Annotated in this window: 21 protein-coding genes and 1 CRISPR repeat array (1 of these 22 only partly in view); of the genes, 20 read left to right on the top strand and 1 reads right to left on the bottom strand. The window is 36.4% G+C overall.

The window, feature by feature from the left end; all coding sequences use genetic code 11:
- A CRISPR array of direct repeats spans positions 1-210; the repeat unit is 29 nt; unit sequence GTATTCCCCGCACACGCGGGGGTGATCCT (it extends 2 nt beyond the left edge of the window).
- A 196-nt stretch (positions 211-406) separates the two neighbouring features.
- Genes modA through RRB46_RS04145 form a run of 8 tightly spaced genes read left to right on the top strand, consistent with a single transcriptional unit; the run spans position 407 to position 6226 of the window.
- Entirely contained in the window at positions 407-1258 is an 852-nt protein-coding gene (modA, locus tag RRB46_RS04180; RefSeq protein WP_311537619.1) for a molybdate ABC transporter substrate-binding protein, read from the top strand.
- Positions 1258-1920 carry a molybdate ABC transporter permease subunit gene (gene modB, locus RRB46_RS04175; protein ID WP_311537639.1) on the top strand — a complete coding sequence of 221 codons (663 nt, stop codon included), beginning with the start codon at positions 1258-1260 and terminating at the stop codon, positions 1918-1920. Before modA ends, modB begins: the two co-directional genes overlap by 1 nt.
- Positions 1914-2942 carry an ATP-binding cassette domain-containing protein gene (locus RRB46_RS04170; protein ID WP_311537618.1) on the top strand — a complete coding sequence of 343 codons (1029 nt, stop codon included), beginning with the start codon at positions 1914-1916 and terminating at the stop codon, positions 2940-2942. Before modB ends, RRB46_RS04170 begins: the two co-directional genes overlap by 7 nt.
- Before the next feature lies 1 nt (position 2943).
- Positions 2944-3882, top strand: coding sequence for a GTP 3',8-cyclase MoaA (gene moaA, locus RRB46_RS04165; RefSeq protein WP_311537617.1), 939 nt, complete (start codon positions 2944-2946; stop codon positions 3880-3882).
- Positions 3883-4371 carry a cyclic pyranopterin monophosphate synthase MoaC gene (gene moaC, locus RRB46_RS04160; RefSeq protein WP_311537616.1) on the top strand — a complete coding sequence of 163 codons (489 nt, stop codon included), beginning with the start codon at positions 3883-3885 and terminating at the stop codon, positions 4369-4371.
- On the top strand, positions 4352-4783 hold the full coding sequence (locus tag RRB46_RS04155; RefSeq protein ID WP_311537615.1) for an MOSC domain-containing protein: 432 nt from the start codon (positions 4352-4354) through the stop codon (positions 4781-4783). Before moaC ends, RRB46_RS04155 begins: the two co-directional genes overlap by 20 nt.
- Complete coding sequence (locus RRB46_RS04150) at positions 4776-5750, top strand: molybdopterin-binding protein (protein WP_311537614.1); 975 nt, start codon at positions 4776-4778, stop codon at positions 5748-5750. Before RRB46_RS04155 ends, RRB46_RS04150 begins: the two co-directional genes overlap by 8 nt.
- Complete coding sequence (locus tag RRB46_RS04145; RefSeq protein ID WP_296129023.1) at positions 5747-6226, top strand: molybdenum cofactor biosynthesis protein B; 480 nt, start codon at positions 5747-5749, stop codon at positions 6224-6226. The genes RRB46_RS04150 and RRB46_RS04145 overlap by 4 nt, the downstream gene beginning before the upstream one ends.
- A 50-nt stretch (positions 6227-6276) precedes the next feature.
- Here the strand turns inward: RRB46_RS04145 and RRB46_RS04140 are convergent, their stop codons facing one another.
- Positions 6277-6969: a GntR family transcriptional regulator gene (locus RRB46_RS04140; protein ID WP_311537613.1), complete on the bottom strand. Its 693-nt coding sequence runs from the start codon at positions 6967-6969 to the stop codon at positions 6277-6279.
- A 201-nt stretch (positions 6970-7170) separates the two neighbouring features.
- Here RRB46_RS04140 and dpaL point away from each other — a divergent pair, with 201 nt between their 5' ends.
- The 12 genes from dpaL (at position 7171) to xdhC (ending at position 24016) form a co-directional block, all read left to right on the top strand.
- Positions 7171-8412, top strand: a complete 1242-nt coding sequence (gene dpaL / locus RRB46_RS04135; RefSeq protein ID WP_296129029.1) for a diaminopropionate ammonia-lyase — start codon at positions 7171-7173, stop codon at positions 8410-8412.
- 25 nt (positions 8413-8437) lie between these two features.
- Positions 8438-9634 (top strand): knotted carbamoyltransferase YgeW, encoded by a 1197-nt coding sequence (gene ygeW, locus RRB46_RS04130; protein ID WP_265212663.1) that lies wholly within the window; start codon positions 8438-8440, stop codon positions 9632-9634.
- 18 nt (positions 9635-9652) lie between these two features.
- Positions 9653-10990 carry a YgeY family selenium metabolism-linked hydrolase gene (locus RRB46_RS04125; protein WP_311537612.1) on the top strand — a complete coding sequence of 446 codons (1338 nt, stop codon included), beginning with the start codon at positions 9653-9655 and terminating at the stop codon, positions 10988-10990.
- A 26-nt stretch (positions 10991-11016) separates the two neighbouring features.
- Positions 11017-12477 carry an NCS1 family nucleobase:cation symporter-1 gene (locus tag RRB46_RS04120; RefSeq protein ID WP_311537611.1) on the top strand — a complete coding sequence of 487 codons (1461 nt, stop codon included), beginning with the start codon at positions 11017-11019 and terminating at the stop codon, positions 12475-12477.
- 15 nt (positions 12478-12492) lie between these two features.
- Positions 12493-13863: a dihydropyrimidinase gene (gene hydA, locus RRB46_RS04115; protein WP_311537610.1), complete on the top strand. Its 1371-nt coding sequence runs from the start codon at positions 12493-12495 to the stop codon at positions 13861-13863.
- Entirely contained in the window at positions 13856-14788 is a 933-nt protein-coding gene (gene arcC / locus RRB46_RS04110) for a carbamate kinase (RefSeq protein WP_311537609.1), read from the top strand. The genes hydA and arcC overlap by 8 nt, the downstream gene beginning before the upstream one ends.
- A 63-nt stretch (positions 14789-14851) precedes the next feature.
- Positions 14852-17416 carry an FAD-dependent oxidoreductase gene (locus RRB46_RS04105; RefSeq protein WP_311537608.1) on the top strand — a complete coding sequence of 855 codons (2565 nt, stop codon included), beginning with the start codon at positions 14852-14854 and terminating at the stop codon, positions 17414-17416.
- Between the two features lie 9 nt (positions 17417-17425).
- Complete coding sequence (ssnA, locus tag RRB46_RS04100) at positions 17426-18745, top strand: putative aminohydrolase SsnA (RefSeq protein WP_311537607.1); 1320 nt, start codon at positions 17426-17428, stop codon at positions 18743-18745.
- Positions 18746-18768: 23 nt separating this feature from the next.
- Positions 18769-20148, top strand: coding sequence for a uracil-xanthine permease family protein (locus tag RRB46_RS04095; protein ID WP_297688568.1), 1380 nt, complete (start codon positions 18769-18771; stop codon positions 20146-20148).
- A 131-nt stretch (positions 20149-20279) separates the two neighbouring features.
- Entirely contained in the window at positions 20280-22571 is a 2292-nt protein-coding gene (gene xdhA, locus RRB46_RS04090) for a xanthine dehydrogenase subunit XdhA (protein WP_311537606.1), read from the top strand.
- Between the two features lie 13 nt (positions 22572-22584).
- Entirely contained in the window at positions 22585-23472 is an 888-nt protein-coding gene (gene xdhB / locus RRB46_RS04085) for a xanthine dehydrogenase subunit XdhB (RefSeq protein ID WP_311537605.1), read from the top strand.
- Positions 23462-24016 carry a xanthine dehydrogenase subunit XdhC gene (xdhC, locus tag RRB46_RS04080; protein WP_311537604.1) on the top strand — a complete coding sequence of 185 codons (555 nt, stop codon included), beginning with the start codon at positions 23462-23464 and terminating at the stop codon, positions 24014-24016. Before xdhB ends, xdhC begins: the two co-directional genes overlap by 11 nt.
- Positions 24017-24106 lie beyond the last annotated feature (90 nt).

Here is a 24106-nt window from a genome sequence, read left to right as displayed (position 1 = left end):
ATTCCCCGCACACGCGGGGGTGATCCTCCTAGCAAGGTTATATATGTCGGTGCTGGTACGTATTCCCCGCACACGCGGGGGTGATCCTCCTGTCTAACGGTTTCAATCTCACCTGTAATAGTATTCCCCGCACACGCGGGGGTGATCCTAATTTGAATTTTCACTAAAAAGATTAATCATAGTATTCCCCGCACACGCGGGTGTGAACCTAGTTTTGAAATAGGTGCTAATGAACAATTAGCTATTTCTATTGCAATCGAGCCTTAACTAGTTAATTATTTTTAAATTTATTAAGCTTTGAATTTTCGAAAGTTACTTAAGTTATAATACATTTTGCTATATTTTTTTTAAAAAAAATATGATATAATGAAAAAAATAATCAATTTTTAAAAATAGAGAGGTTTATATGAAAAGAAATTTTAAGATTGTAGCTATGACTATGCTTTGCGGTCTTGTTTTTGTGGGTTGTGGAGCTAAGGGTAATGATGCTAAGGATGTTAAAGACGAGGCTAAGAGCCAGGTGGATCAAGCCAATAAGGAAGATAAGAAAGATTTGACTGTTTTTGCGGCGGCTTCTATGACTGAGTCTTTGACTGAGATTAAGGCTGAGTTTGAAAAGGAAAACCCTGGTGTGAACCTTGTTTTCAACTTTGATTCTTCTGGCACTCTTAAGAGCCAAATTGCTGAGGGAGCAAACTGCGATGTCTTTATTTCAGCTGCTTCTAAGCAAATGGATGAGTTAGATCCTACCAGTGATAAGAAGGATTCTGACGTTGAGATTGATCCTGATTCACGTTTTGATCTTCTAGAAAATGAAGTGACCCTTGCTGTTAAGGAAGATTCTAGCAAGGATATCAAGTCTTTTGAAGATTTAAATACTGACCTTGTTGAAACTATTGCCCTAGGTAATGCTGATGTTCCTGTTGGTCAATATTCTGAATCTCTTCTCAAAAATATGGGCATTTGGGATGGTATCCAAAGCAAGGTTACTTTTGGTTCAAATGTTAAGGAAGTTACATCTTGGATTAGCGAAGGTGCAGTTGATTGTGGAATTATCTACTCTACTGATGCCAAGGCTGCTGGTCTTAAGCTTGTAGCTAAGGCTGATCCAAGCCTATTAGATAAGAAAGTAATATATCCTGCGGCTGTTCTTAAAGATAGCAAAAATAGGGAAGATGCTGATAAATTTATATCTTTTCTTAATAGCGATAAGGCCAAGGAAATCTTTGAAAAATACGGATTTAAACAGGCTGAATGATGGATCTATTTCCCTTATATAATTCTATAAGAATTGCAACGATTTCAACAATTTTTATATTTTTCCTAGGGATATTTTTAGCTTTTAAGATCAAAGACCTACCTCAAGGAGTAAAGGGCATACTCGATGTGCTTTTGACTATGCCTTTAGTCCTTCCGCCTACAGTCCTTGGTTTTTTTCTTTTAAAAATTTTAGGACCTAATAATTTTTTGGGGAAATTTTTTGCGAATTTCGATATAAAACTTATTATGAATTGGCAGGCGGCAGTTGTTGCTGGAATCCTGGTTGGATTTCCCCTTATGTATAGGACAAGCAGGGGGGCTTTTGAGGCTTTTGATGAAAACTTAAGTTTTGCTGCCCAAACCCTTGGTAAATCTAATACTTGGATATTCTGGAGGATTGTTCTTCCTAATTGCAAGACAGAGATTATAGCTGGGATAATTTTATCTTTTGCGAGAGCCCTTGGTGAATATGGAGCTACCAGTATGGTTTCAGGTTTCATTCCAAATAAGACTGCGACGATTTCAACAACTGTCTACCAATTTTGGAGGATTGGCCAAGACCAAATGGCCTATAGGTGGGTTATGATCAATGTTTTAATATCCTTTATTGTTTTGATTTCTATAAATTTATTTGAGAAAAGGAAGTCTTCCAGATGTTAGAGTGTAAGATTAAAAAAGCGTTTAAAAATTTTTATCTAGATACAGATTTTCTTATGGAAGATTCAAGGCTTGGGCTTTTGGGCCCTTCAGGCTCTGGGAAGAGCTTGACCTTAAAGGCTATAGCAGGTCTTATTAAGCCTGATTCAGGAAAGATTATCCTTAATGGTAGGACTCTTTTTGATTCTGAAAAGAAAATTAATCTAAAACCCCAAGAAAGACGTGTTGGCTTTCTTTTCCAAGATTATGCACTATTTCCCAATTTCACGGTTGAGGAAAATGTAAGAGCCGGTCTTAGGGATAAAAATTCAGCTGATATTAAAGAAAAATTAAATGAGATGAGAATCTTTCATATTAGGGATAAGTATCCAGACCAAATTTCAGGTGGAGAAAGGCAGAGGACTGCCCTTTGTAGGATTTTGGTCAATGATCCAGAAATCCTTCTCCTTGATGAACCTTTTTCTGCCTTGGATGAATATTTGAGGTCAGAAATTGAAGAAGAGGTTATGAAATTTATCGACACTTACAAGCTTAAAACTATTTTGGTTAGCCATAACAAGGAAGAGGTCTACAGGATATGCGATAGTATTGTAAGCATAAGTTCAGGAAAGACTAATTCTGTAAAGTCCAGAACTAATTTTTTTGAAAATCCTAATAATATTACAGAGGCTAAGCTTATTGGAATTAAAAACTTTTCGACTTTTGATATAAAAGATAATGAGATTTTCCTTAAGGCTTGGGGTATATCTATAAAGACGAGTCGTAAATTTGATGGTGATATCATCGCTATTAAGGATAAGGCCATGGAGCTTAGCAATCAACCTATAAATGAAAACTCTATTAGGATAAAATCTTATCGCTTAATTGAAAATATCAATTCTTGCCTTGTTATTTATAACGAAGATGATCAAATTTATGAAGATTTAAAGATTGAAATTAGCAAAGAAGGCTATAAGAAGCTTAAAGACGGACCGATTTTTTTAACAATAGATGAGGATGCGCTTATTTGTTTGGAAGAAGGATAAAATGAAGGATAAATTTGGAAGAGAAATTTCATATCTTAGGATATCTGTCACAGACAGGTGTAATTTTAGGTGCAAATATTGCATGGGTGATAGAGGAATAGACCTTCTAAAGCATGAAGATATCCTATCTTTTGAAGAGATTTGTCAAACTGTGGAGATAATGGTAGGTCTAGGAATAAAGAAAATAAGATTAACTGGTGGTGAGCCCTTTGCAAGACGTGGTCTAATGGACCTTGTAGAAATGCTAGCAAAAATTGATGGTATTGAAGATTTTGCCATAACTACAAACGGATCAATGGTCTATGACAAGCTTGAAAGGCTCAAAGAATTAGGGGTTACAAGGCTTAACTTTAGTCTGGATACCTTAGATAGGGATAAATTTAAGCAAATTACTAAATCTGATGGATTTGACGAGGTCATAAGGTCAATTAATAAGGCAATAGATTTAGGTTTTAAGGTTAAAATAAATGTTGTTCTTATAAAAGGATTTAATGATGATGAGGTCTCAGATTTTATAGCCCTAACCAAAGATAAATCAATCGAAGTTAGGTTTATTGAGCTGATGCCAATTGGTGCTGACCTTGCTTTTGATAGAAATAATTACAAGGAAAATTCACAAATTCTTAAAGATTATGAGAAGGAAGATCTGGGCTTTGATGGTGTTTCTAGGACTTATAAAATTGATGGCCATATAGGAAAGGTTGGCCTAATTTCACCCCTTAGCCATAAATTCTGTGGTGACTGCAATAGGATTAGGCTCACATCAGATGGCAAGCTTAAGGCTTGCCTGCACTCAAAGGATGAGATTTCAATAAAGGGCTTGTCTAGATTTGACAAGGAAAGGCTAATCAAAGATACAATTTATAATAAACCCCAAAGTCACAAGCTAGATGAAAAGGGCTCGGAAAGTGTGCGTACAATGAGCTCGATAGGAGGATAGATGGATAAATTTACACACTTAGATGAAAATGGAAGGGCAAGGATGGTAGATGTTTCTAATAAAAAATCTTCCGATAGAGTCGCCCTTGCTACAGGTAAGGTTTTTTTGAATGATAAAACCTATACCATGGTCAAAAATCAAGAAATTCAAAAGGGAGATGTTCTAACAGTTGCTAAGATTGCTGGAATTATGGCAGCTAAAAATACTTCAAATTTAATTCCCATGTGTCATCCTATCAATCTTACATCAGTCGATATCGAATTTAAGATGGATGACGAGAGAAAAGTCATAGAGATATTTGCAAAAGCAATGCTAAATGCAAAAACAGGTGTGGAGATGGAATCTTTAACAGCGGTAAGCGTGACTGCTCTAACAATTTATGATATGTGTAAGGCAGTTCAAAAAGATATAGAAATTGGCGAGATAAAGCTACTTAGAAAGACAGGTGGCAAGAGTGGAGACTATAAAAATGAAAGTTATATCGGTTAATATCAGCGAAAAAAAAGGGACGATTAAGACTCCAGTTCCAAGTATAGCCCTTAAGAAAAACCACGGAATAATCGGTGATGCCCACGCTGGAAATTGGCATAGGCAGGTCTCTCTACTTGCAATCGAGTCTTTAAATAAAATGAAAGAGAAAATTCCTAGCCTAAAACCAGGAGATTTTGCCGAAAATATAATGACTGAGGGCATAAGCCTCCATATTCTTCCTATCGGGACAATTCTTGAGATAGGTGAATGTGAGCTTGAAGTAACTCAAATTGGCAAAGAATGCCATAAGGGGTGTGAAATTAGAAATCTAACAGGCGAGTGCATTATGCCTACCGAGGGGATTTTTGCTATAGTCAAAAAAGAAGGGGAAATCTTTCCAGAAGATAAAATAAGGATAAAGAATGATTAAAAAGATTAGAGTTGAAGATGCAATTGGCTTGCCTCTTCTTCATGACCTTACAGCCATCATGGAAGATGGTTTTAAAGGTGTGAAATTTAAGAGGGGTCATATCGTAAAAGAAGCTGACATAGAAGAACTTAAAAATATTGGCAAGGACCATATTTATGTAGGCGAATTGGAAGAAGACCAAGTCCATGAAGAAGATGCTATAAGTGAGATTGGTCCACTTCTTGCTGGCCCTAATATCGAAATGTCAGAAGTTAGTGAGGGGAAAATCAACCTTTCAAGCAAGAAGGAAGGACTTTTTTTAATTAATAGAAAGCTTTTAAGAGCTATAAATGAAATTGGCGATTACACAATTACCTGCAAAAAATCCTATATAAGGGTTCAACCAGGAGAGAAGCTAGTTGGGGCTAGAATTGTACCACTTTGGACAGATAAATGGCAGGTAGAAAAAGCCAAGGAAATCTTAAATGCTGGTCCAGTTTTCGAGGTCAAGAAATATAAAAAATTGAAAGTGGGATGCATCATAACAGGTGATGAAGTCTATTATGGTAGGATAAAAGACGCCTTTAGGCCTGTATTAGAAGAAAAACTAAGCCACTTTGATGCCCAAATCTTGGGCTTTGAATTCTTGCCTGACGATGAAGAGAAACTTGTTGAAACTTATAAGAGATTTAAAGAAGCCGGTGCAGATCTTGTAATCTTTACAGGTGGAATGAGTGTAGATCCTGATGATATAACACCAAGTGCCATGAGAAAAACTGGAGCAGAGCTTATTGTTCAAGGAATCCCAATGCAGCCTGGCAATATGCTAACACTTGCAAAAGATGATAAAACCTACCTAATGGGGGTACCAGGAGCAAGCATCCATTCAAAGATTACAAGCTTTGACTTCTTCCTTCCTAGGATATTTGCAGGACTTGACCTTAAAAAAGAAGACTTCCTAGAAATGGCTGAAGGAGGGCTCTTGTGATTTTTACAGCAGGCGTTATTACAATTTCTGATAGGGCATCAGCTGGAATTTATGAAGATAAGAGCGGGAAGGTCTTAGTTGAATTATTAAAAGATTTTGGCTTTGAAGTTAAAAAATACGAGATAATTGCTGATGACTTTGATCAGATTAAGGAAAAACTAATAGAATATTCTGACGAAAATATGTCTTTGATTTTAACAAGTGGGGGAACTGGCTTTGCCCAAAGGGACATCACCCCAGAAGCAAGTCTAGCCGTCTTTGATAAAAGATGTCCTGGCATAAGCGAGGCTATTAGAAGCCAGTCAGCAAAAATAACACCTATGGCCTACCTTTCAAGGGCTGAGGCGGGCATAAGAAATAAAAGCCTAATAATAAACTTCCCAGGAAGCCCTAAGGCTTGTAGGGAAAATTTTGAAATAATAAAAAGCTTTTTAATTCATGGGCTTGAGACTATAGCAGGAATAGATAGGCATTAAAAGAGACCCTCTCATCATCACAAATTTTGATGAGAGGTTTTTATATGTTGTTAATTCTCGACATTTAATAACTTACTAATTTTTTCTATAGATTTATCTGAAATAGTCGTAGACCAATTTTCCTTAAGGGCAGCGAGTGATTTTTCTAAATCTCTTTTTCTTAATTGTTCTATTAATATAACATGCTCATCATAAGTTGAAGGTGGCTTCTGAAAGTCTTTTACCCTATAAAAGGCAATCTCAAATCTCTTGATACGCTTCTTTAGTCTATCAATAATAGGTTTTATTTCCTTGTTTGTAGATAAGGATATAAGCAAATCATGAAAATCATCATCTAGCTCAATTACAGCCATAATATTTTCCTTCATGTGTTGAATCTTTATCTGTTCATTAATAGCCTCTAGCTTATCAATGAATTCGTCATCTATTTTAGAAAAATTTTCCCTAAGGGCAAAACTTTCCAGTTCATAAACTAGGTGGTAGATATCCTTAAGCCTTTCTACCTTGATAGGGGCCACCATGGTCCATTGATTGGCCTTGCTAATTACTAGGTCTTCATTCTCCAGTCTTAATATTGCTTCCCTAATTGGTGTCCTTGAAATCCCTAATTCTTCAGATAAATCTGCTATTTTAAGCTGGGTATATGGTTTGAGATTTCCATTTATTATTTGATCGTGAAGTATATTATATGCTTGGTCTTTTACAAAAGTTCTTTTGATTTTATTGGTTTCATTGCTTTTCATTTTAATTCCTTTCCTAATTCATTTTACCATAAATATGAAAACGTTAATAAAAAATTTGACAATATGTAAAATAGGTTTTATAATATAAGTGATATATCACATACCACTTATATTTATTATGGCTTAAGATATGGAATTTGCAAATCCCGACTTAAGGGCTAAGTGAAGGATGTATCGATAAATAATCGAAAGGATGTAATTTTGGAAGAGAGATATAATATAGTACTAAATGATATTAGTAAAAGAGAAAAGGCTTCCCTAGATTTTATAAATGAGGAAGTTGTAAACACAGCACAAAAATTTCATGAGAGTTTCCCGGATTATGAGCCAACTCCACTTGTAAGACTAAGTAACCTAGCTAAGCAATTTGGTGTAAAAGACATATTTGTAAAGGATGAATCTTATAGGTTTGGCCTTAATGCTTTCAAGGTTTTGGGTGGATCATTTGCTATAGGCAAGTACATAGCTGATAAGTTGGGAGTAGATATTGAAGATTTACCATTTGAGAAAATGATTTCAGATGAAGTTAGGGAAAAACTTGGCGAGATAACTTTCGTAACAGCTACAGATGGTAACCACGGAAGAGGAGTAGCGTGGACTGCTCACCAATTAAAACAAAAATGCGTTGTACTCATGCCAGATGGGTCAGCACTTGAAAGACGTGATAACATCAGAGCCCTAGGCGCTGAATGTGAGATAATGGAAGGCCTAAACTATGATGCCTGCGTACGTCTTGCAAGCAAGAATGCTGATGAAAAAGGCTGGGTTATGGTTCAAGATACAGCTTGGGAAGGTTATGAAAAAATTCCGACATGGATAATACAAGGTTATGCGACCCTAGCAAAAGAAGCTAACGACCAATTAAAAGAACTTGGACTTAAACCAAGTCACGTATTTGCTCAAGCAGGTGTAGGCTCATTTGCAACAGGAGTAACCGGTTACTTCTCATCAGTTTATAAGGGAGAAGAAAAACCATTTATTACTGTAGTAGAACCAGAAAAAGCAAACTGTAACTTCATAACAGCCAAGGCTGATGATGGCAAGATTCACAATGTAACTGGCAAGATGGATACAATAATGGCAGGTCTCGCTTGTGGTGAACCAGTAACAGTTGGCTGGCCAGTTCTACATTCTTATGCAGATGCATTTTTATCAGTACCAGATAATTCAGCAGCAAGAGGAATGAGAATTTTAGGCAATCCTCTAAAAGATGATAAGAAAATAATCTCTGGTGAGAGTGGAGCAGCAACAATGGGTCCTCTTTCAGAAATCCTACAAAGAAAAGACTTAGAAGAAATCAAAAAAGATTTAAAACTAGACGAAAATTCAGTAATCCTTTTAATCTCTACTGAAGGAGATACAGATTACGAACACTACCTAAGAGTTGTTTGGGATGGTATATATCCAAACGAAGCAGAATACAAATACACAATACAGAGATAAAAATAATAAATATAAGGAGAGAAAAATGACACAAGACATCAAAAAATTAATCGACGAATTACAAGAACTAGACCACAAGAACCTATTTGGTGATGACTTCTTCCATACATGGGATAAATCACAAGACGAACTAAAAGCTATCTGGAAAACAGCTGACATCCTAAGAGCAATGAGAGAAGAAAATATCTCTCCAAAAATCTTTGATTCAGGACTTGGAATCTCATTATTTAGAGATAACTCAACAAGAACAAGATTCTCCTTTGCTTCAGCTTGTAACCTACTTGGCCTAGAAGTACAAGACCTAGACGAAGGCAAAAGCCAAATAGCTCACGGTGAAACAGTTAAAGAAACAGCAAACATGATCTCATTCATGGCAGATGTAGTAGGTATAAGAGATGACATGTATATAGGCAAAGGCTATAAATACATGAAAGACTTTTCAGAATATGTTCAAGAAGGATATGATGATGGAGTTCTAGAACAAAGACCAACCCTAGTAAACCTACAATGTGATATAGACCACCCAACCCAATCAATGGCAGACCTTAACCACGTAATCCACGAATTTGGCGGAATCGAAAACCTAAAGGGCAAAAAAGTAGCAATGACATGGGCATACTCACCATCATATGGTAAACCATTATCAGTTCCACAAGGTATATCAGGCCTATTTACAAGACTTGGTATGGATGTAGTTCTAGCTCACCCAGAAGGATACGAAATAATGCCAGAAGTAGAAGAAATAGCTAGGAAGAATGCTGAAGAATACGGCGGAAGCTTCACAGTAACAAACTCAATGGAAGAAGCATTCAAAGATGCAGACATAGTATATCCTAAATCTTGGGCTCCATTTGCAGCTATGGAAGAAAGAACAAAACTATACGGAGAAGGCGACCAAAAAGGAATAGATGAACTAGAACAAAGACTTCTAGAACAAAACAAAGACCACATGGATTGGGAATGTACAGAAGAAATGATGAAGCTAACAAAAGATGGAAAAGCTTTATACATGCACTGCCTACCAGCAGACATCACAGGCGTATCTGCAGAACATGGTGAAGTAGCTGAATCAGTATTTGATAGATATAGAGTTCCTCTATATAAAGAAGCAAGCTTCAAACCATACATCATAGCAGCAATGATTCTTCTACAAAAGATAGAAAATCCAGAAGAAAAACTAAGAGAACTAGTAGATAAAGCAAACAAGAGATTAGACAAATAAGAATAAATGGAGGATATAATGACAGAATTTAAAAACATTGATTTTGAAGCTATAAAGGCAAAAGCAGGCGAATACAAAGAAGACATGGTAGCTTTTCTAAGAGATTTAATCAAACTAAAAGGTGAATCTTGTGAAGAAGGCGACAAGGCTAAAAGAATAAAAGAAGAAATGGAAAAAGTAGGCTTTAACAAAGCTTGGATCGATGGCCAAGGAAACGTATTAGGTGAAATGGGCGAAGGAAAAACACAAATTGCCTTTGATGGCCATATAGATACAGTAGGTATCGGAAACATAGACAACTGGGAATTTGACCCATATGATGGATTTGAAGATGAAAATCTTATAGGTGGACGTGGTGGTTCTGACCAACTAGGTGGACCAGTAGCATCAGTATACGGAGCAAAAATCCTTAAAGATCTAGGCTACCTAAACGATGACTATAGAGTACTAGTAACAGGAACAGTTCAAGAAGAAGACTGTGATGGTAACTGCTGGTTATACATGATTGAACAAGAAGGCATCAGACCAGAATTTGTAGTATCAACAGAACCAACAGACGGCGGAATCTACAGAGGTCAAAGAGGAAGAATGGAAATGAGAGTGGACGTACAAGGTATATCTTGTCACGGATCAGCTCCAGAAAGAGGAGACAACGCAATCTACAAGATGGCTGACATCCTTAAAGAAATCGAAGCATTAAACGAAAACCCAGCAGATGATTCAGTAGAAATCAAGGGCCTAGTAAAAATGCTTGATGAAAAATATAACCCAGAATACAAAGAAGCAAACTTCCTAGGACGTGGTACAGTAACAACAAGCCAAATCTTCTACACATCTCCATCAAGATGTGCAGTAGCAGACTCTTGCTCAATCTCACTAGATAGAAGAATGACAGCTGGTGAAACATGGGAGTCTTGTATAAAAGAAATCGAAGATCTACCATCAGTTAAAAAACATGGTGCAAAAGTATCAATGTATGACTACAAGAGAGCTAGCTGGACAGGCCTTGAATATGAACAAGAAGCTTACTTCCCAACATGGGTAATTCCAGAAGATCACAAGGTAACAAAAGCACTAGAAGATGCTTACAAGAACCTATATGGTGATAAGAGAATAGCTCCTCCAATAGCAAAAGAAGAAGAAAAAAGAGCAGCTCGTCCACTAACAGATAAATGGACATTCTCAACAAACGGTGTTGCTATAATGGGTCGTCACAACATCCCAACAATAGGATTTGGACCAGGAGCAGAAGACCAAGCTCACGCACCAAACGAAGTAACATTCAAACAAGACCTAGTAACATGTGCAGCAGTATACGCAGCTCTTCCATTAGTATACACACAAGAAAATAAATAATATTTGAAATCAAATAGGAGTTTACAATGGATGTAAAAAACACTCAAGTACAAAAAGGCGATATTGTAGATTTAACAAACGCTGGATTAGAAGAAATCAAAAAGTACAATAACGACTATAACGATATGAGTGCTCCTATACCATCAAATAAAAGAGATTGGCGAACTAAAGACATCGCCAATCTCTGGATTGGTATGATAGTATCTATCGCAGTTTATCAAGTAGCAAGTGGTTTGCTTGTTTCTGGAATGAGCTGGGGGCAAGCATTATTTACCGTTGTATTAGGACATACTATAGTTATGGGTGTAGCTATAGCTTTAGGACATTTTGGAACGAAGTATGGAATGACATATCCTACGCTTAGTAAAATCGTTTTCGGTAATAAGGGTACTATATTCCCTTCGATAATCAGGGCGGTTCTAGGTGTTTTTTGGTTTGGAGTTCAAGCTTGGATAGGTGGACAAGCAGTCTATACTATTATTGGCGCAATATATCCAAACTGGTTAAATATGGGATTTACATCGCAATTCATTTCATTCATAATATTTTGGATAATGAATGTCTATATTGCAGCTTCAGGAAGTAAAGCTGTAAAACTACTAGAAGGGGTTTCAGCTCCTATTCTTATAGTTTTAAGCTTAATTGTAATAATTTGGGGGCTTTCAACAGCTGACTGGAGTTTAAACGCTCTATTAAATGTAAAAATTTTAAAAGCGGATCCTAATGTTGATTTTTGGAAGCTATTTTGGCCAGCACTTTCTGCGATGATTGCGTTTGATGGAGGTATTGCATTATCAATGCCTGACTTTACAAGACATTGTGTAGACCAAAAATCCCAAAGTGTTGGTCAAATAATAAGTGCTCCTTTAATGACATTTTATATATCATTTGTTGGAATGTGTGGTACAGCAGGTGGGCTACTAGCCTTTGGTGATGAAATTTGGGAACCAGCTGTTTTGGTTGGTCATTTTCCAAGTGTAGCAATAAGGATAGTTTTTTCTATTTTTATTATTATGGCAGTATTAACAACAAATGTAGCTGGAAACCTAATACCTCCAGTTAACATTGCAGCAACATTGACTAAGAATAAATTTAATTATAAGACTGTAACTATCGGAGTAGCATTATTAGCTTTGTTAGCACGCCCATGGGATTCACTTTCAAGTGCTTATAATTTAATATTTAATGTTACACAATTATTAGGTGCATTAATTGGTCCGATTTCAGGAATATATCTTGTTGCATATTTATTTGACTATAAAACAGATATTGATGTTGTAGATACCTACAGAATTGATGGCGGAAAATATTTTTATAATAAAGGCTGGAATATACCTGTTATTATATTATTTTTAGCTATGACAATACTTATATTTATTGGAAAATATGTAGAAAGTTTGTCCTGGATATTTAATAATGCTTATGTATTTGGTGTTATCGCAACTGGAATCTTATATTATATATATATAAAATTTATAAGAAAGTAAAATATTGGAGAAAGTATGTCTTTAATTATAAAAAACGCAAATTTATTTGGTGAAAATATTGCAGATATAAAAATCAATGATGAAAAAATTGAAGCTATAGGACATAATCTTGACGAAAAAGATTGTGAGATATATGATGCAAAAAATAGACTTACACTACCAGGTGGAGTCGATGTTCATACTCATATGTCTTTGGATTTAGGACAATATGTAGCTGTAGATGATTTTCATACAGGGACAAGAGCTGCTGCTCATGGTGGAACAACTAGTATTGTTGATCATATTGCTTTTGGACCAAAAGATAGCTATGTTTCCGAAATGATAAAACATTATCATGAGCTTGCAGATGGTAAAGCTATAATTGATTATTCTTTTCATGGTGCACTTCAAGATGCTAGAGAAGAAACTCTAAGACAAATTGAAGAACTCCATAAAAATGAAGGAATTGTTTCGGAAAAAATATATACCACATATGGTGGAAAGATAAATGATGATGAAATATTAAGGGTATTGAAAAAAGCTAAAGAGACGGGAACAGTCGTTTGTATTCATTGCGAAAATGATGGATCAATTCAAGAACTAAGAGCTGAAACAGAAAAAGAAGGCAAGTTAGATCCTATCTATCATGCAAAAACAAGACCCGCAGAGACAGAAGCTGAAGCAATTAATAGACTCATTTATTTATCTGAAATAGCTGGCTTTCCAAAGTTATATATAGTTCATACATCTACAGAACTTGGTTTAAGAGAAATAATTAAAGCAAGAAAAAGAGGGGTTAAAAATCTCTTCTGCGAAACCTGTACCCAATATTTAATGCTAAATGAAAATAAGTATATTGAAGGCGGTAACGAAGAAGGTATTAAATATATCATGGCACCTCCATTGAGAAAACAATCAGATCAAGATTTCTTATGGGAAGGAATTAGAAACGGCCATGTAAACGTAGTAGCTACTGATCATTGTCCATTCTTCTACAAAACAGAAAAATTACCTCACAAAGATAATTTTCTAACTTGCCCTGGTGGTATACCTGGAGTTGAAGAAAGAGTTGAATTAATTATTAGTGAAGGTTTAAGAAGAGGAATTAGTTTAGAAAGACTTATTGAAGTATTAATGATCAATCCTGCTAAAATTTTTGGTTTATATCCAAAGAAAGGAAATATAATTCCTGGAGCAGATGCTGATATTATAGTATTAGATAAAAAAGAATATATTATAAAACAAGAAAATAGACATTCAATTGTTGATTACACCACATACGAAGGAATGAAATCTGACTATGAAGTAGATACAGTTTTATGCAGAGGTAATTTCATTCTTAAAGATGGTGAATACCTTGGTAAACAAGGTTATGGACAATTTATTAGAAGGAAGTTTAATGAATAAAAAAATTTTAGTAGCTCTTGGGGGTAATGCCTTAGGCAACACCCCTACTGAGCAAAAAAAAACGGTAAAGATAACAGCATCTGCAATAGCAGGGCTAGTTAATGAAGGTTATAAAATCATAGTATGCCACGGTAACGGACCACAAGTAGGTATGATAAATCTCGCTATGAGTGCTGGTGCTGAGGTAAATGACAAGGTTCCTTATATGCCATTTGCAGAATGTGGGGCTATGAGCCAGGGCTACATTGGCTACCACCTACAAAATGCTCTTGAAAATGAGTTTATAAAAGAAAAAATCGAAAACCCAGTAGTAAGCCTTGTAAGCCAAGTAATGGTAGATGCAGAAGATCCTGCCTTTTCTAATCCAACTAAGCCAATAGGAGATTTTTATAGCGAGGAAGAAGCTAAAAAATTAGAAGAAGAAAAAGGCTTTGTGATGAAGGAAGATGCTGGTCGTGGTTATAGAAGGGTAATAGCAAGTCCAAAACCTGTTGATATAGTAGAAAAAAGAGCTATAACAAGCTTATACAATAGTGGTTGTGTAGTAGTAGCAGCAGGTGGTGGCGGAATTCCTGTAATCATGGAAAATGATGAATATGTTGGAGTTGATGCAGTAATTGATAAGGACTTTTCATCAGCTAAATTAGCAGAGCTAGTAGATAGTGATGTGCTTGTAATTCTTACAGCTGTTGAAAAAGTTGCCATTAACTTCGGCAAGGAAAATCAAGAAGACCTCGATCATTTAACAGTCGAAGAGGCTGAAAAATATATAGGAGAAGACCAATTTGCTAAAGGTTCAATGCTACCAAAAATTGAGGCAGCACTAGAATTTGTAACAAGCAAAAATGGTAGGAAAGCAGTGATAACAAGCTTAGAAAATGCCAAAGAAGCCCTTAGCGGCAAGACAGGTACTTGGATAGGTTAAGGAGAAAACCCCATATAATTTCAAACAATTGTATGGGGTTATTTCTTTAGGAAGGAAGTAAGTATGAGTGAATACATGAGATTGATAGAATTTCCCAAGCTTATAGAATGGGCCTTGGAAGAATATAAAAATGAGGAAAGCGTATTTTCTATATCTAAAGAAAAATTTTATAAAAATACAAGCGGAAAAAGCCTAAAAACTGTTTTTGGTGATGAACTTGGTTCGGCTGTTGGTCCTGCAGCAGGTCCTCACACTCAGCTTGCCCAAAACTTGATAGCATCATATCTTGCAGGTGGTAGGTATATGGAGCTTAAGACATGTCAGATAATGGATGGGGAAGAGCTCATGGCAGCCATTCCTAAGCCATGTATAAATTCTGAAGATGAGGCCTATAACTGTGAATGGTCCACAGAGCTTAAAATAGAAGATGCAGCAGCTGAATACATAAAGGCAGAAATTGCCATAAGAGTCCTTGCCAAAGAATTTGGCATAGCAGATAAAAAAGATTTTGTTCTAAACATGTCTGTTGGCTACAACCTTGAGGGAATTAAATCTCCTAAGGTAGATAATTTTATAAATTCTTTAATGGATGCAAGCCAAACTGAAGTCTTTAAGGAGTCTATAGCATATTTAAAAGAAAATATCGGAAAATTTGAAAACGTTAATCTAGAAGATATAGAAGCAATAGATGGCAAGGTTTGTAACTCTATGACCCTATCAACCATGCACGGTACACCAGCAGGTGAGATAGAAGAAATAGCTGCCTATTTGATAAAGGATAAGGGCCTAAATACCTTTGTTAAGTGCAATCCAACCCTTGTTGGCTATGACTATGCAAGAGAAATTTTAAACAAATTGGGCTATAAATACATAGACTTTGACAAGGCACAGTTTGATCACGACCTAAGCTTTGGTGAGTCTATAGAGATATTTACAAGATTATTAGAATTAGGCAAGGAAAATAATTTAGTCTTTGGATGTAAATTATCAAATACCTTCCCAGTCATCCAAAAAAGAGGAGAACTTCCAAGCGATGATATGTATATGTCAGGTAGGGCCCTACTTCCTCTAACAATTTCTGCAGCCTATAAGCTATCAAAGGCCTTTGATGGCAAGCTCCCAATGAGCTATTGTGGTGGTGCTGATGGGCTTAATATAAAAGAAATATTTGAAATTTTTAACCAACCAATCACAGTATCAACCACACTTCTAAAGCCAGGTGGCTATTATAGACTAAAAGAATTAGCAGAAGAAACTGAAGAGCTTTTGGGCAGGGACTACCAAGGAATAGATAATAATAAGCTAAAAGACTTAGTTGATAAGCTTGATTCAATCGACCTTTATAAGAAAAATCCAAAGCAAAGACTAAGATCTAGAAATTGGCAGAGTGACCTTCCACTTGTGGATTGCTACTCAGCACCTTGTAAGGAAGATGGTTGTCCTTTAGGTCAACAAGTTTCAGCCTACCTTCACTATGCAGAGCTTGGAGATTATAAAAAAGCGATGGAGACAATTGCAATTGATAACACTGCTCCATCAATATTAGCAACAACTTGCTATGAGTTTTGTAAGAAATCCTGCACTAGGGTTGACTATGAAGCAGGAGTAAATATAAGAGAAGTTAAAAAAGAAGTCGTAGATGCTTACTATGACACCTATATAGAAAATCTTAAGTCAAGCCCAATTAAAACTGAAAACAAGGCAATCATTATAGGTGGAGGCCCTGCAGGAATAGCAGTTGGAATCTTCCTTAGAAGAAATGGCCTTGAATCAAAGGTCTTAGAAAAATCAGACAAGCTTTATGGTTATGCTAATGAACTTGTAAGTGAAGAAGTCATAGAAAAAGATATTAAACTTCTAGAAAAAGTCGGCGTATCTTACGAATTAAACAATGACAAAGCTTTAGATATTGCCAAATTAAAAGAAGAATATAAGTATCTAGTAATAGCAACAGGTTCAAAATCTAATATTGATAATCTCAAAGACCAAGGCGTAAGCATTGATAAGAAAATAAATCTACTCGATACTAAAGAATCAAACATCGAAAATGTCTACTTTGCAGGAGATATAACAAAGGGAAGAAAATCTATTGTAAATGCAATAGCAGATGCAAAAATAATTGCCAAGGATATACTCAAAAAAGAAAAGCTTGAAAATGATTTTATAGAAGTGTCTTATGAAAAACCACTTGATCAAATAATCGATATACGCGGCAATCTAGAACTTCCTAAGGAAAAAGATGCAGTAAGGTGTTTGTCTTGTGACAATGTATGTGAGGTATGCACAGAAGTTTGTCCAAATAGGGCAAATGTTGCTATCATCGTCGATGGCTTTACTAATAAGAGACAAACAATTCACTTAGATGGTCTTTGCAATGAATGTGGCAACTGCGAAAGCTTCTGCCCACACAAGGGAGCACCTTATAAGGATAAGTTTACAGTCTTTAAAGAGAAAATTGACTTTGATATGTCTGAACAAATAGGAATCCTTAAAATATCTGACGATAAGTATTTGATAAGACTTGCAAATAAAAATGTAATCGAAGCAAAAATCGATGATCCAAGAATAGATGAGACTTTTGTAAAATTAATAAAAGCCCTAGAAGCAAGGTATTCTTACTACCTATAAGGAGAAACAATGATAATAAAGGCAAAGACAATAATCACCAACGATGAGGCAAATAACTTCTATGAAGATTCAGCAATCCTAATTGAAGGAAAAATCATAAAAGAAATCGGTGATTTTGAAAAAATTAAAAAAGAAAATCCTAATCAAGAGATAGTAGATTTTTCAGATAAGCTTGTTATGCCAGGACTTATTTGTGCCCATTCTCATTGCTATTCAGCCTATGCTAGGGGAATGAGCGTTTCAAATCCTACAGATAACTTCTTCCATGTCTTAGAAAATCTATGGTGGGCCCTAGATAAAAAATTAACCCTAGAAGATGTAAAGTTAAATGCCCTTACAACATTTATGGAATCAATCCATAATGGGGTAACTACAATAATAGATCACCACTCAGGACCTAACTCAATAGAAGGCTCCCTCTTTACCATGGCTGATGCTGCTAAAGAGCTTGGAATAAGAGCAAGCCTATGCTATGAGGTATCAGATAGGGATGGCCTAGATAAGAGAGATTTGGGAATAGCAGAGAATATAAATTGGATAAAGGAAGCAGAAAAACACGATGATATGCTAAATGCTTTATTCGGTCTACATGCATCCTTTACCCTTTCTGATGATACTTTAGAAAAATGCCAGAAAGCTATGGAAGACTTTGACAATGGCTACCATGTCCACATAGCAGAAGGAATCGAAGATGAGTGGGAAACTTTTAAGATGAGTGGTAAAAGAGTGGTAGATAGGCTAGATGCTTATGAAATATTTAGGCCAAAGACCCTATCCATCCACAATGTCCATATAAATGAAAGAGAGATGGATATCCTAAAGGCAAGAGATACCATGGCAGTTTTTAATCCTCAAAGCAATATGAATAATGCGGTAGGTGCTCCTCCAGTCCTAAGGATGCTTGATAAAAATATCCTCCTAGGCCTAGGAACAGACGCCTATACAAATGATATGTTTGAATCAATGAGGGTTGCAAAAGTCTTGCTAACTCATGAAAGTCACGACCCAACCAAGGGCTTTGGAGAAGCAATCAAATTACAATTTGAGAACAATCCAAAAATAATGGATAGGTTTCTAAAAAATCCTGTAGGAAGGATAAAGGAAGGAGCCTACGCTGATATAATAGCCCTAGACTATGACCCAATGACTCCTCTAAATGGAAACAATTGGATGGGCCACGCCTTATTTGGCTTAAATGGTGGACTAGTAACAGATTCAATCATAAATGGACAAATCGTAATGAAAGATAGGGAAATAAAAACTATCGATCAAAAAGAAATACACGAAAAATCAAGACAAAGAGCAAAAGAAATATGGCCTAAGCTCTAGTCGAAAAATAACAAGGAGAAATTATGCAAAAAAATACAACTGGCCCCGTATCAAAATCTTTATTTGATGTTGATGGCAAGCCTGACTTAAAGAAATCTTTTCCTATAGCCCTCCAGCATTTGCTGGCGATGATTGTAGGTAATACCCTTCCAGCAATCGTTTTGACAAATACTTTGGCTAACACTGACCATGCCCTTACTGCGGCTCAGTCAATTTATCTAATCCAAGCGGGAATGTTTGTAGCAGCTCTTGCTACCTTCCTTCAGCTATATCCAATTATAAAACTAGGTCTTGGATCTAGACTTCCAATGATAATGGGTGTATCCTTCGCTTATATTCCAGTTATTAACTCTGTTGCAGTTAAGTATGGAATTGGAGCAGTTTTTGCTTCACAAATTGTAGGTGGCGTTATAGCCTTCCTTGTGGGAATGAATATCAAAAGACTTTATAAATATTTCCCACCAATGGTTTCTGGTACTGTAGTTCTTACTATAGGTCTTTCCCTTTACTCTGTAGCCCTAAACTATATGGCAGGAGGAAATGGAAATCCTAACCAAGGTGCTATGGTTTATTGGATTGTAGCCCTTATTACCCTTGCTGTTGTTCTAGTTTGTAATATGTTTGGTAAGGGATTAGTAAAATTATCAGCTATACTTATTGGTATTGTAGCAGGTTATATTGCCTCACTATTTTTCAACATAGTTGACTTTTCTAAGCTTGCAGATGCAGCTTGGTTTACAGTTCCAAAAGTGATGCCTTTTAGCCTAGACTTCCACCTAGATGCTTGCATAACTATGGGTGTAATGTTTGTTGTAAACTCTATCCAAGCGGTAGGAGATTTCTCATCTACAACAACAGGTGGTCTTGATAGACAACCAACAGAAAAAGAGCTTGAGGGTGGTATTAAGGCTTACGGTCTTACAAATATGGTATCTGCCTTCTTCGGTGGTCTACCAACAGCTTCTTATTCACAAAACGTAGGTATAGTATCACTTACAAAGGTAGTATCAAGAGCAGTTCTTAGACTTACAGCTATCATGATCCTTATAGCAGGATTTATTCCTAAATTTGGTGCCCTAATGCTTTCTGTTCCACAAGCGGTAATCGGTGGTGCGACAGTAACAGTATTTGCCCAAATCACCATGAGTGGTATGAAGCTAATCACATCTGATGAAATGAGTGTTAGAAATGTTACCATAACAGGTCTTGCTATAGCACTTGGTATGGGTATAACCCAAGTTAACCCAGTTGCCCTAGAGCAATTTCCACAATGGTTTAGAATGATATTTATATCTTCACCTGTAGTAATGTCTACTCTAATAGTATTCTTCTTAAATATAATCTTACCAAAGAAGACCATAGAAGAAGAAGCTCGTGAAAGAGAAATGATGGATAAAGAATAAAATGCTTAACCCTTCAGTTTTAAAATTGGAGGGTTTTTCTATTAGAAAAAAATAAAAAACACTATAATTTTTTATGAAAATGTGATATATTTATACTAATAAGAGCTATTTAATTAAGGAAAGGAAATATAATGTACGTAGGTAAAAAAGTCAAAAGGGTAGATGCTTTTGATAAGGTCACAGGTAGAGCCAAATTTACAGAAGACCTTATTCCAAAAGATGCATATACTGCCAAGATCCTTCACTCTAATATTGCCCATGGTAGAGTTTTAAATATTGATATAAGCGAGGCTATGAAGGTCGCAGGTGTTGTAAAGATTGTAACTTGCTTTGATGTACCAAAAATTCAGTTTCCAACAGCAGGCCACCCTTGGTCTACAGAAAAGGAACGTCAAGATGTGGCAGATAGACATCTCTTAAATGAACATGTAAGATTTTACGGAGATGACATAGCTGTAGTCATTGGCAGGGACGAAGTAGCTTGCAAAAGAGCCTTAAAAAAGATTAAGGTTGAGTATGAAGAATATCCTGCAAATTTTGACCCAAAAGAAGCCATAAAAGATGTAAAAGTCCCAATTCATGATGAGTGTCCTGACAATATCCTAAAGCATACCACAAATAACAGGGGAGATTTTGAAGAAGCAATAAAGGAAGAAGGCTTAATTAAAATTGAGGGAGATTATGAAACTCCAATAATTTCCCATTCACATTTGGAAAATCCAGATGTTTATGCCTACGAAGAGGCAGGTAAGATTGTCGTTGTAGCTTCCACTCAGATTCCACACATAATTAGAAGAGTAATTGGCCAAGCCCTAGGCATAGGTTGGGGTAAGGTAAGGGTTATAAAACCATACATAGGGGGAGGTTTTGGAAATAAACAAGACGCGCTTTATGAGCCACTTTGTGCCTTCCTTACAACTCAAGTAGGTGGCCATCCTGTAAAGCTTCTCCCAACTAGAGAAGAGACTTTCGTTTCAACTAGGACAAGACATTCTATGAAAATCCACCTCGAATCTTACGTTAGAAAAAATGGTGATTATGTTGCAAGGCGAGTTGAAACCTACTCTAATGGAGGTGGCTATGCTTCCCACGGTCATTCCATAGCGGCCAAGGGCCTTAACTGTTTCCATCAGTTATATCCTTGTGAAAATATCAAGGGTGATGCCTATTCAGTTTATACAAATCTACCAACAGGTGGTGCTATGAGAGGCTATGGTATTCCTCAGGCCATGTTTGCCTATGAAGCTCACCAAGACGATATAGCTAAGGCTCTTGGCATGGATCCATTAGAATTAAGGCTTAGAAATGTAATGCCAAAGGGGTATGTCGATCCATTTTCACACAATGAAAATTATTACGATTCCTTTAGAGATTGCCTAAATAAAGGTGCTGAAGCTATGGACTATTATGGCAAGAAGGAAAAATATAAAAACCAAACAGGTAATATTAGGTATGGTGTCGGTTGTGCTGTTTATTGGTACAATACAGGTGTTTTTCCGATATCACTAGAATCTTCTTCTTGTAGGATGATTGTAAATGAAGATGGATCTGTTCAGATGCAATTACCTGAAACAGAAATAGGCCAAGGTGCTGATACAACCTTCACCCAAATGGCAGCTGACTGTCTTGGAATGAAGATAGAAGATATCCATATCATTTCAACTCAAGATACAGACATATCCCCATTTGGTCTAGGTGCCTACGCATCTCGTCAGACCTATATGGCAAGTTTTTCCATAACAAAGACAGCCAAAGAACTAAAGGCAAAAATCCTAGATCAGGCTTATCTACAAACAAGAATTACTCCAAATAACCTAGATATAGTAGATTCAAATATAGTTAGAAAAGAAGATGGTAGGATTCTTCTAACAATGGAAGAACTTGCGACAGAATCCCTTTACACCCTAAAGACTGAAAACCAACACATAACAGCAGAAACAACCCACACAGTAAGGACTAATGCTTATTCCTTTGGGGCAAGCTTTGCTGAAGTCAAGGTAGATATAAACCTTGCTAAGGTTGAAGTTCTTAAGCTTATAAATATCCACGATGCAGGTAAGATTATAAATCCACAGCTAGCTGAAGCCCAAGCCCACGGAGGCATGAGTATGGCTGTAGGTTATGCCCTAACTGAAGAGATGAAATATAATGACAAGGGTAGGATTTTAAATGATAACCTACTTGACTATAAGCTAGGAACCATAGCAGATACACCAGAATTTGAAGTCTACTTTGTAGAAAATCCAGAGCCAACTTCACCATTTAATACCAAGTCCCTAGGAGAGCCACCAACATGTTCTCCAGCCCCTGCAATTAGAAATGCAGTCTTAAATGCGACAGGTATTTCAGTAAATAAGATACCAATGACCCCACACGTCCTCTTCCCACTCTTTAAGGAAAATGGACTTATAGATAACGACTAATAAGGAGGATTAGATGTACGATATAAAAGAAATAAAAGAAGCCTACTCCATAGATGAGGCTTGTAAGATACTGGCAGATAATCCTGACTTTAAAGTCATAGCAGGTGGTACAGACCTTTTAGTTAAACTTAGAGAAGGGTCAATTGAAAGCCCAAAGCTTTTGTCAATTCATTTGATAGATGACCTTAAAAAAATTACTATAGATGACAAGGGAGACATAGAAATAGGTGCCCTAGCTACTTTCACAGAAATAGCAGAAAACCCTATTATCAAAGAAAATCTGCCAGAGCTTGCAGAAGCAGTCCTTACAGCAGGCGGTCCACAGCTTAGAAATGCAGCCACAATTGGAGGCAATGTTTGTAACGCAGCCCCTTCCGCAGATTCTGCTCCGATGCTATTCTGCTTAGAAGCTAATGTAAATATAGTAAGTGCTGATGGAAATAGGTACGTCCCTATAACAGAATTTTACCTAGGCCTTGGAAAAGTAGATCTAAAGGATAAGGAATTTGTAAAAAGTTTTACCATCACAAAAGACAAATACCAAGGCTATATAGGAAAATATTTCAAATACGCCATGAGAAATGCCATGGACATAGCAACAAGCTCTTGTGCTACACTGGTTAAACTTGATGATGATTTAAAGATTGAAAAAATCAGGGCTTGCTACGGGGTTGCATCAGTAATCCCTGTTAGGGCCTATAAGGCAGAAGAAGAATTTGTTGGTAAAGTCTTAACAGAAGAAAATATCAAAGCCTTTGCCAAACTTGCCCTTGAAGAGCTATCACCTAGAGATTCTTGGAGAGCAAGCAAGGCTTTAAGGACTCAAATCTTATATGAAATATGCGTACGAAACCTAGAAGCTACCCTAAGTGTTTACAAAGGAGGAAATGATGAAAATTAAACATAGCAGGGAATATGGTCCCTTTGCTCCAAGAATAGATGAACTATCTGATATAGATCCTTCTTATAAGAGGGTAAGGTGTACCCTAAATGGCATACCAGTTGATAAGATGGTCGATACTAGGGCCAGCCTTACAGATTTTCTGAGAAATGACTTTGGCCTTACATCAGTTAAGAAGGGGTGCGAGGTAGGAGAGTGCGGAGCTTGTTCTGTCTTAATAGATGGAAAGAGCGTCGATTCATGCCTATATTTAGCAATTTGGGCAGAAGGAAAAGATATCTGGACAACAGAAGGCCTAGTAGCAAGTGATGGTTCAATTTCAATCATCCAACAAGCTTTCATAGACCAAGCTGCAGTCCAATGCGGCTTTTGTACACCAGGTTTTATAATAACAGCCACAGAAATAGTTGCCAGAGGCCAAAGATATGATAGAAGTGAGCTTAGAAAGCTTTTAGCAGGCAATATGTGTAGGTGCACAGGTTATGAAAATATTCTAAGAGCTGTTGAAGAAGCTATAGAGATAGAAATTAAGGCTAGGGCCTAGGCTTTAATAATTAAAAATAACAAGAATCCCTTAGTCTGCTAGATTTATTCGACCAGGCTAAGGGATTTTTTGTGGCAAATAAATAATCTA

Origin of the sequence: uncultured Anaerococcus sp., assembly GCF_963512375.1 — a bacterium.
In the GTDB taxonomy this organism is placed as follows: Bacteria; Bacillota; Clostridia; order Tissierellales; family Peptoniphilaceae; genus Anaerococcus.
This window is presented reverse-complemented; position numbering and strand designations above follow the sequence as displayed.

Coding starts and splice junctions, on each gene's coding strand:
- RRB46_RS04140 (WP_311537613.1), bottom strand. CDS start 6,969: ATGAAAAGCAATGAAACCAATAAAATCAAAAGAACTTTTGTAAAAGAC.
- moaC (WP_311537616.1), top strand. CDS start 3,883: ATGGATAAATTTACACACTTAGATGAAAATGGAAGGGCAAGGATGGTA.
- RRB46_RS04120 (WP_311537611.1), top strand. CDS start 11,017: ATGGATGTAAAAAACACTCAAGTACAAAAAGGCGATATTGTAGATTTA.
- hydA (WP_311537610.1), top strand. CDS start 12,493: ATGTCTTTAATTATAAAAAACGCAAATTTATTTGGTGAAAATATTGCA.
- RRB46_RS04105 (WP_311537608.1), top strand. CDS start 14,852: ATGAGTGAATACATGAGATTGATAGAATTTCCCAAGCTTATAGAATGG.
- ssnA (WP_311537607.1), top strand. CDS start 17,426: ATGATAATAAAGGCAAAGACAATAATCACCAACGATGAGGCAAATAAC.
- arcC (WP_311537609.1), top strand. CDS start 13,856: ATGAATAAAAAAATTTTAGTAGCTCTTGGGGGTAATGCCTTAGGCAAC.
- RRB46_RS04150 (WP_311537614.1), top strand. CDS start 4,776: ATGATTAAAAAGATTAGAGTTGAAGATGCAATTGGCTTGCCTCTTCTT.
- RRB46_RS04095 (WP_297688568.1), top strand. CDS start 18,769: ATGCAAAAAAATACAACTGGCCCCGTATCAAAATCTTTATTTGATGTT.
- modB (WP_311537639.1), top strand. CDS start 1,258: ATGGATCTATTTCCCTTATATAATTCTATAAGAATTGCAACGATTTCA.
- RRB46_RS04125 (WP_311537612.1), top strand. CDS start 9,653: ATGACAGAATTTAAAAACATTGATTTTGAAGCTATAAAGGCAAAAGCA.
- moaA (WP_311537617.1), top strand. CDS start 2,944: ATGAAGGATAAATTTGGAAGAGAAATTTCATATCTTAGGATATCTGTC.
- RRB46_RS04170 (WP_311537618.1), top strand. CDS start 1,914: ATGTTAGAGTGTAAGATTAAAAAAGCGTTTAAAAATTTTTATCTAGAT.
- ygeW (WP_265212663.1), top strand. CDS start 8,438: ATGACACAAGACATCAAAAAATTAATCGACGAATTACAAGAACTAGAC.
- modA (WP_311537619.1), top strand. CDS start 407: ATGAAAAGAAATTTTAAGATTGTAGCTATGACTATGCTTTGCGGTCTT.
- xdhB (WP_311537605.1), top strand. CDS start 22,585: ATGTACGATATAAAAGAAATAAAAGAAGCCTACTCCATAGATGAGGCT.
- RRB46_RS04155 (WP_311537615.1), top strand. CDS start 4,352: ATGAAAGTTATATCGGTTAATATCAGCGAAAAAAAAGGGACGATTAAG.
- xdhC (WP_311537604.1), top strand. CDS start 23,462: ATGAAAATTAAACATAGCAGGGAATATGGTCCCTTTGCTCCAAGAATA.
- xdhA (WP_311537606.1), top strand. CDS start 20,280: ATGTACGTAGGTAAAAAAGTCAAAAGGGTAGATGCTTTTGATAAGGTC.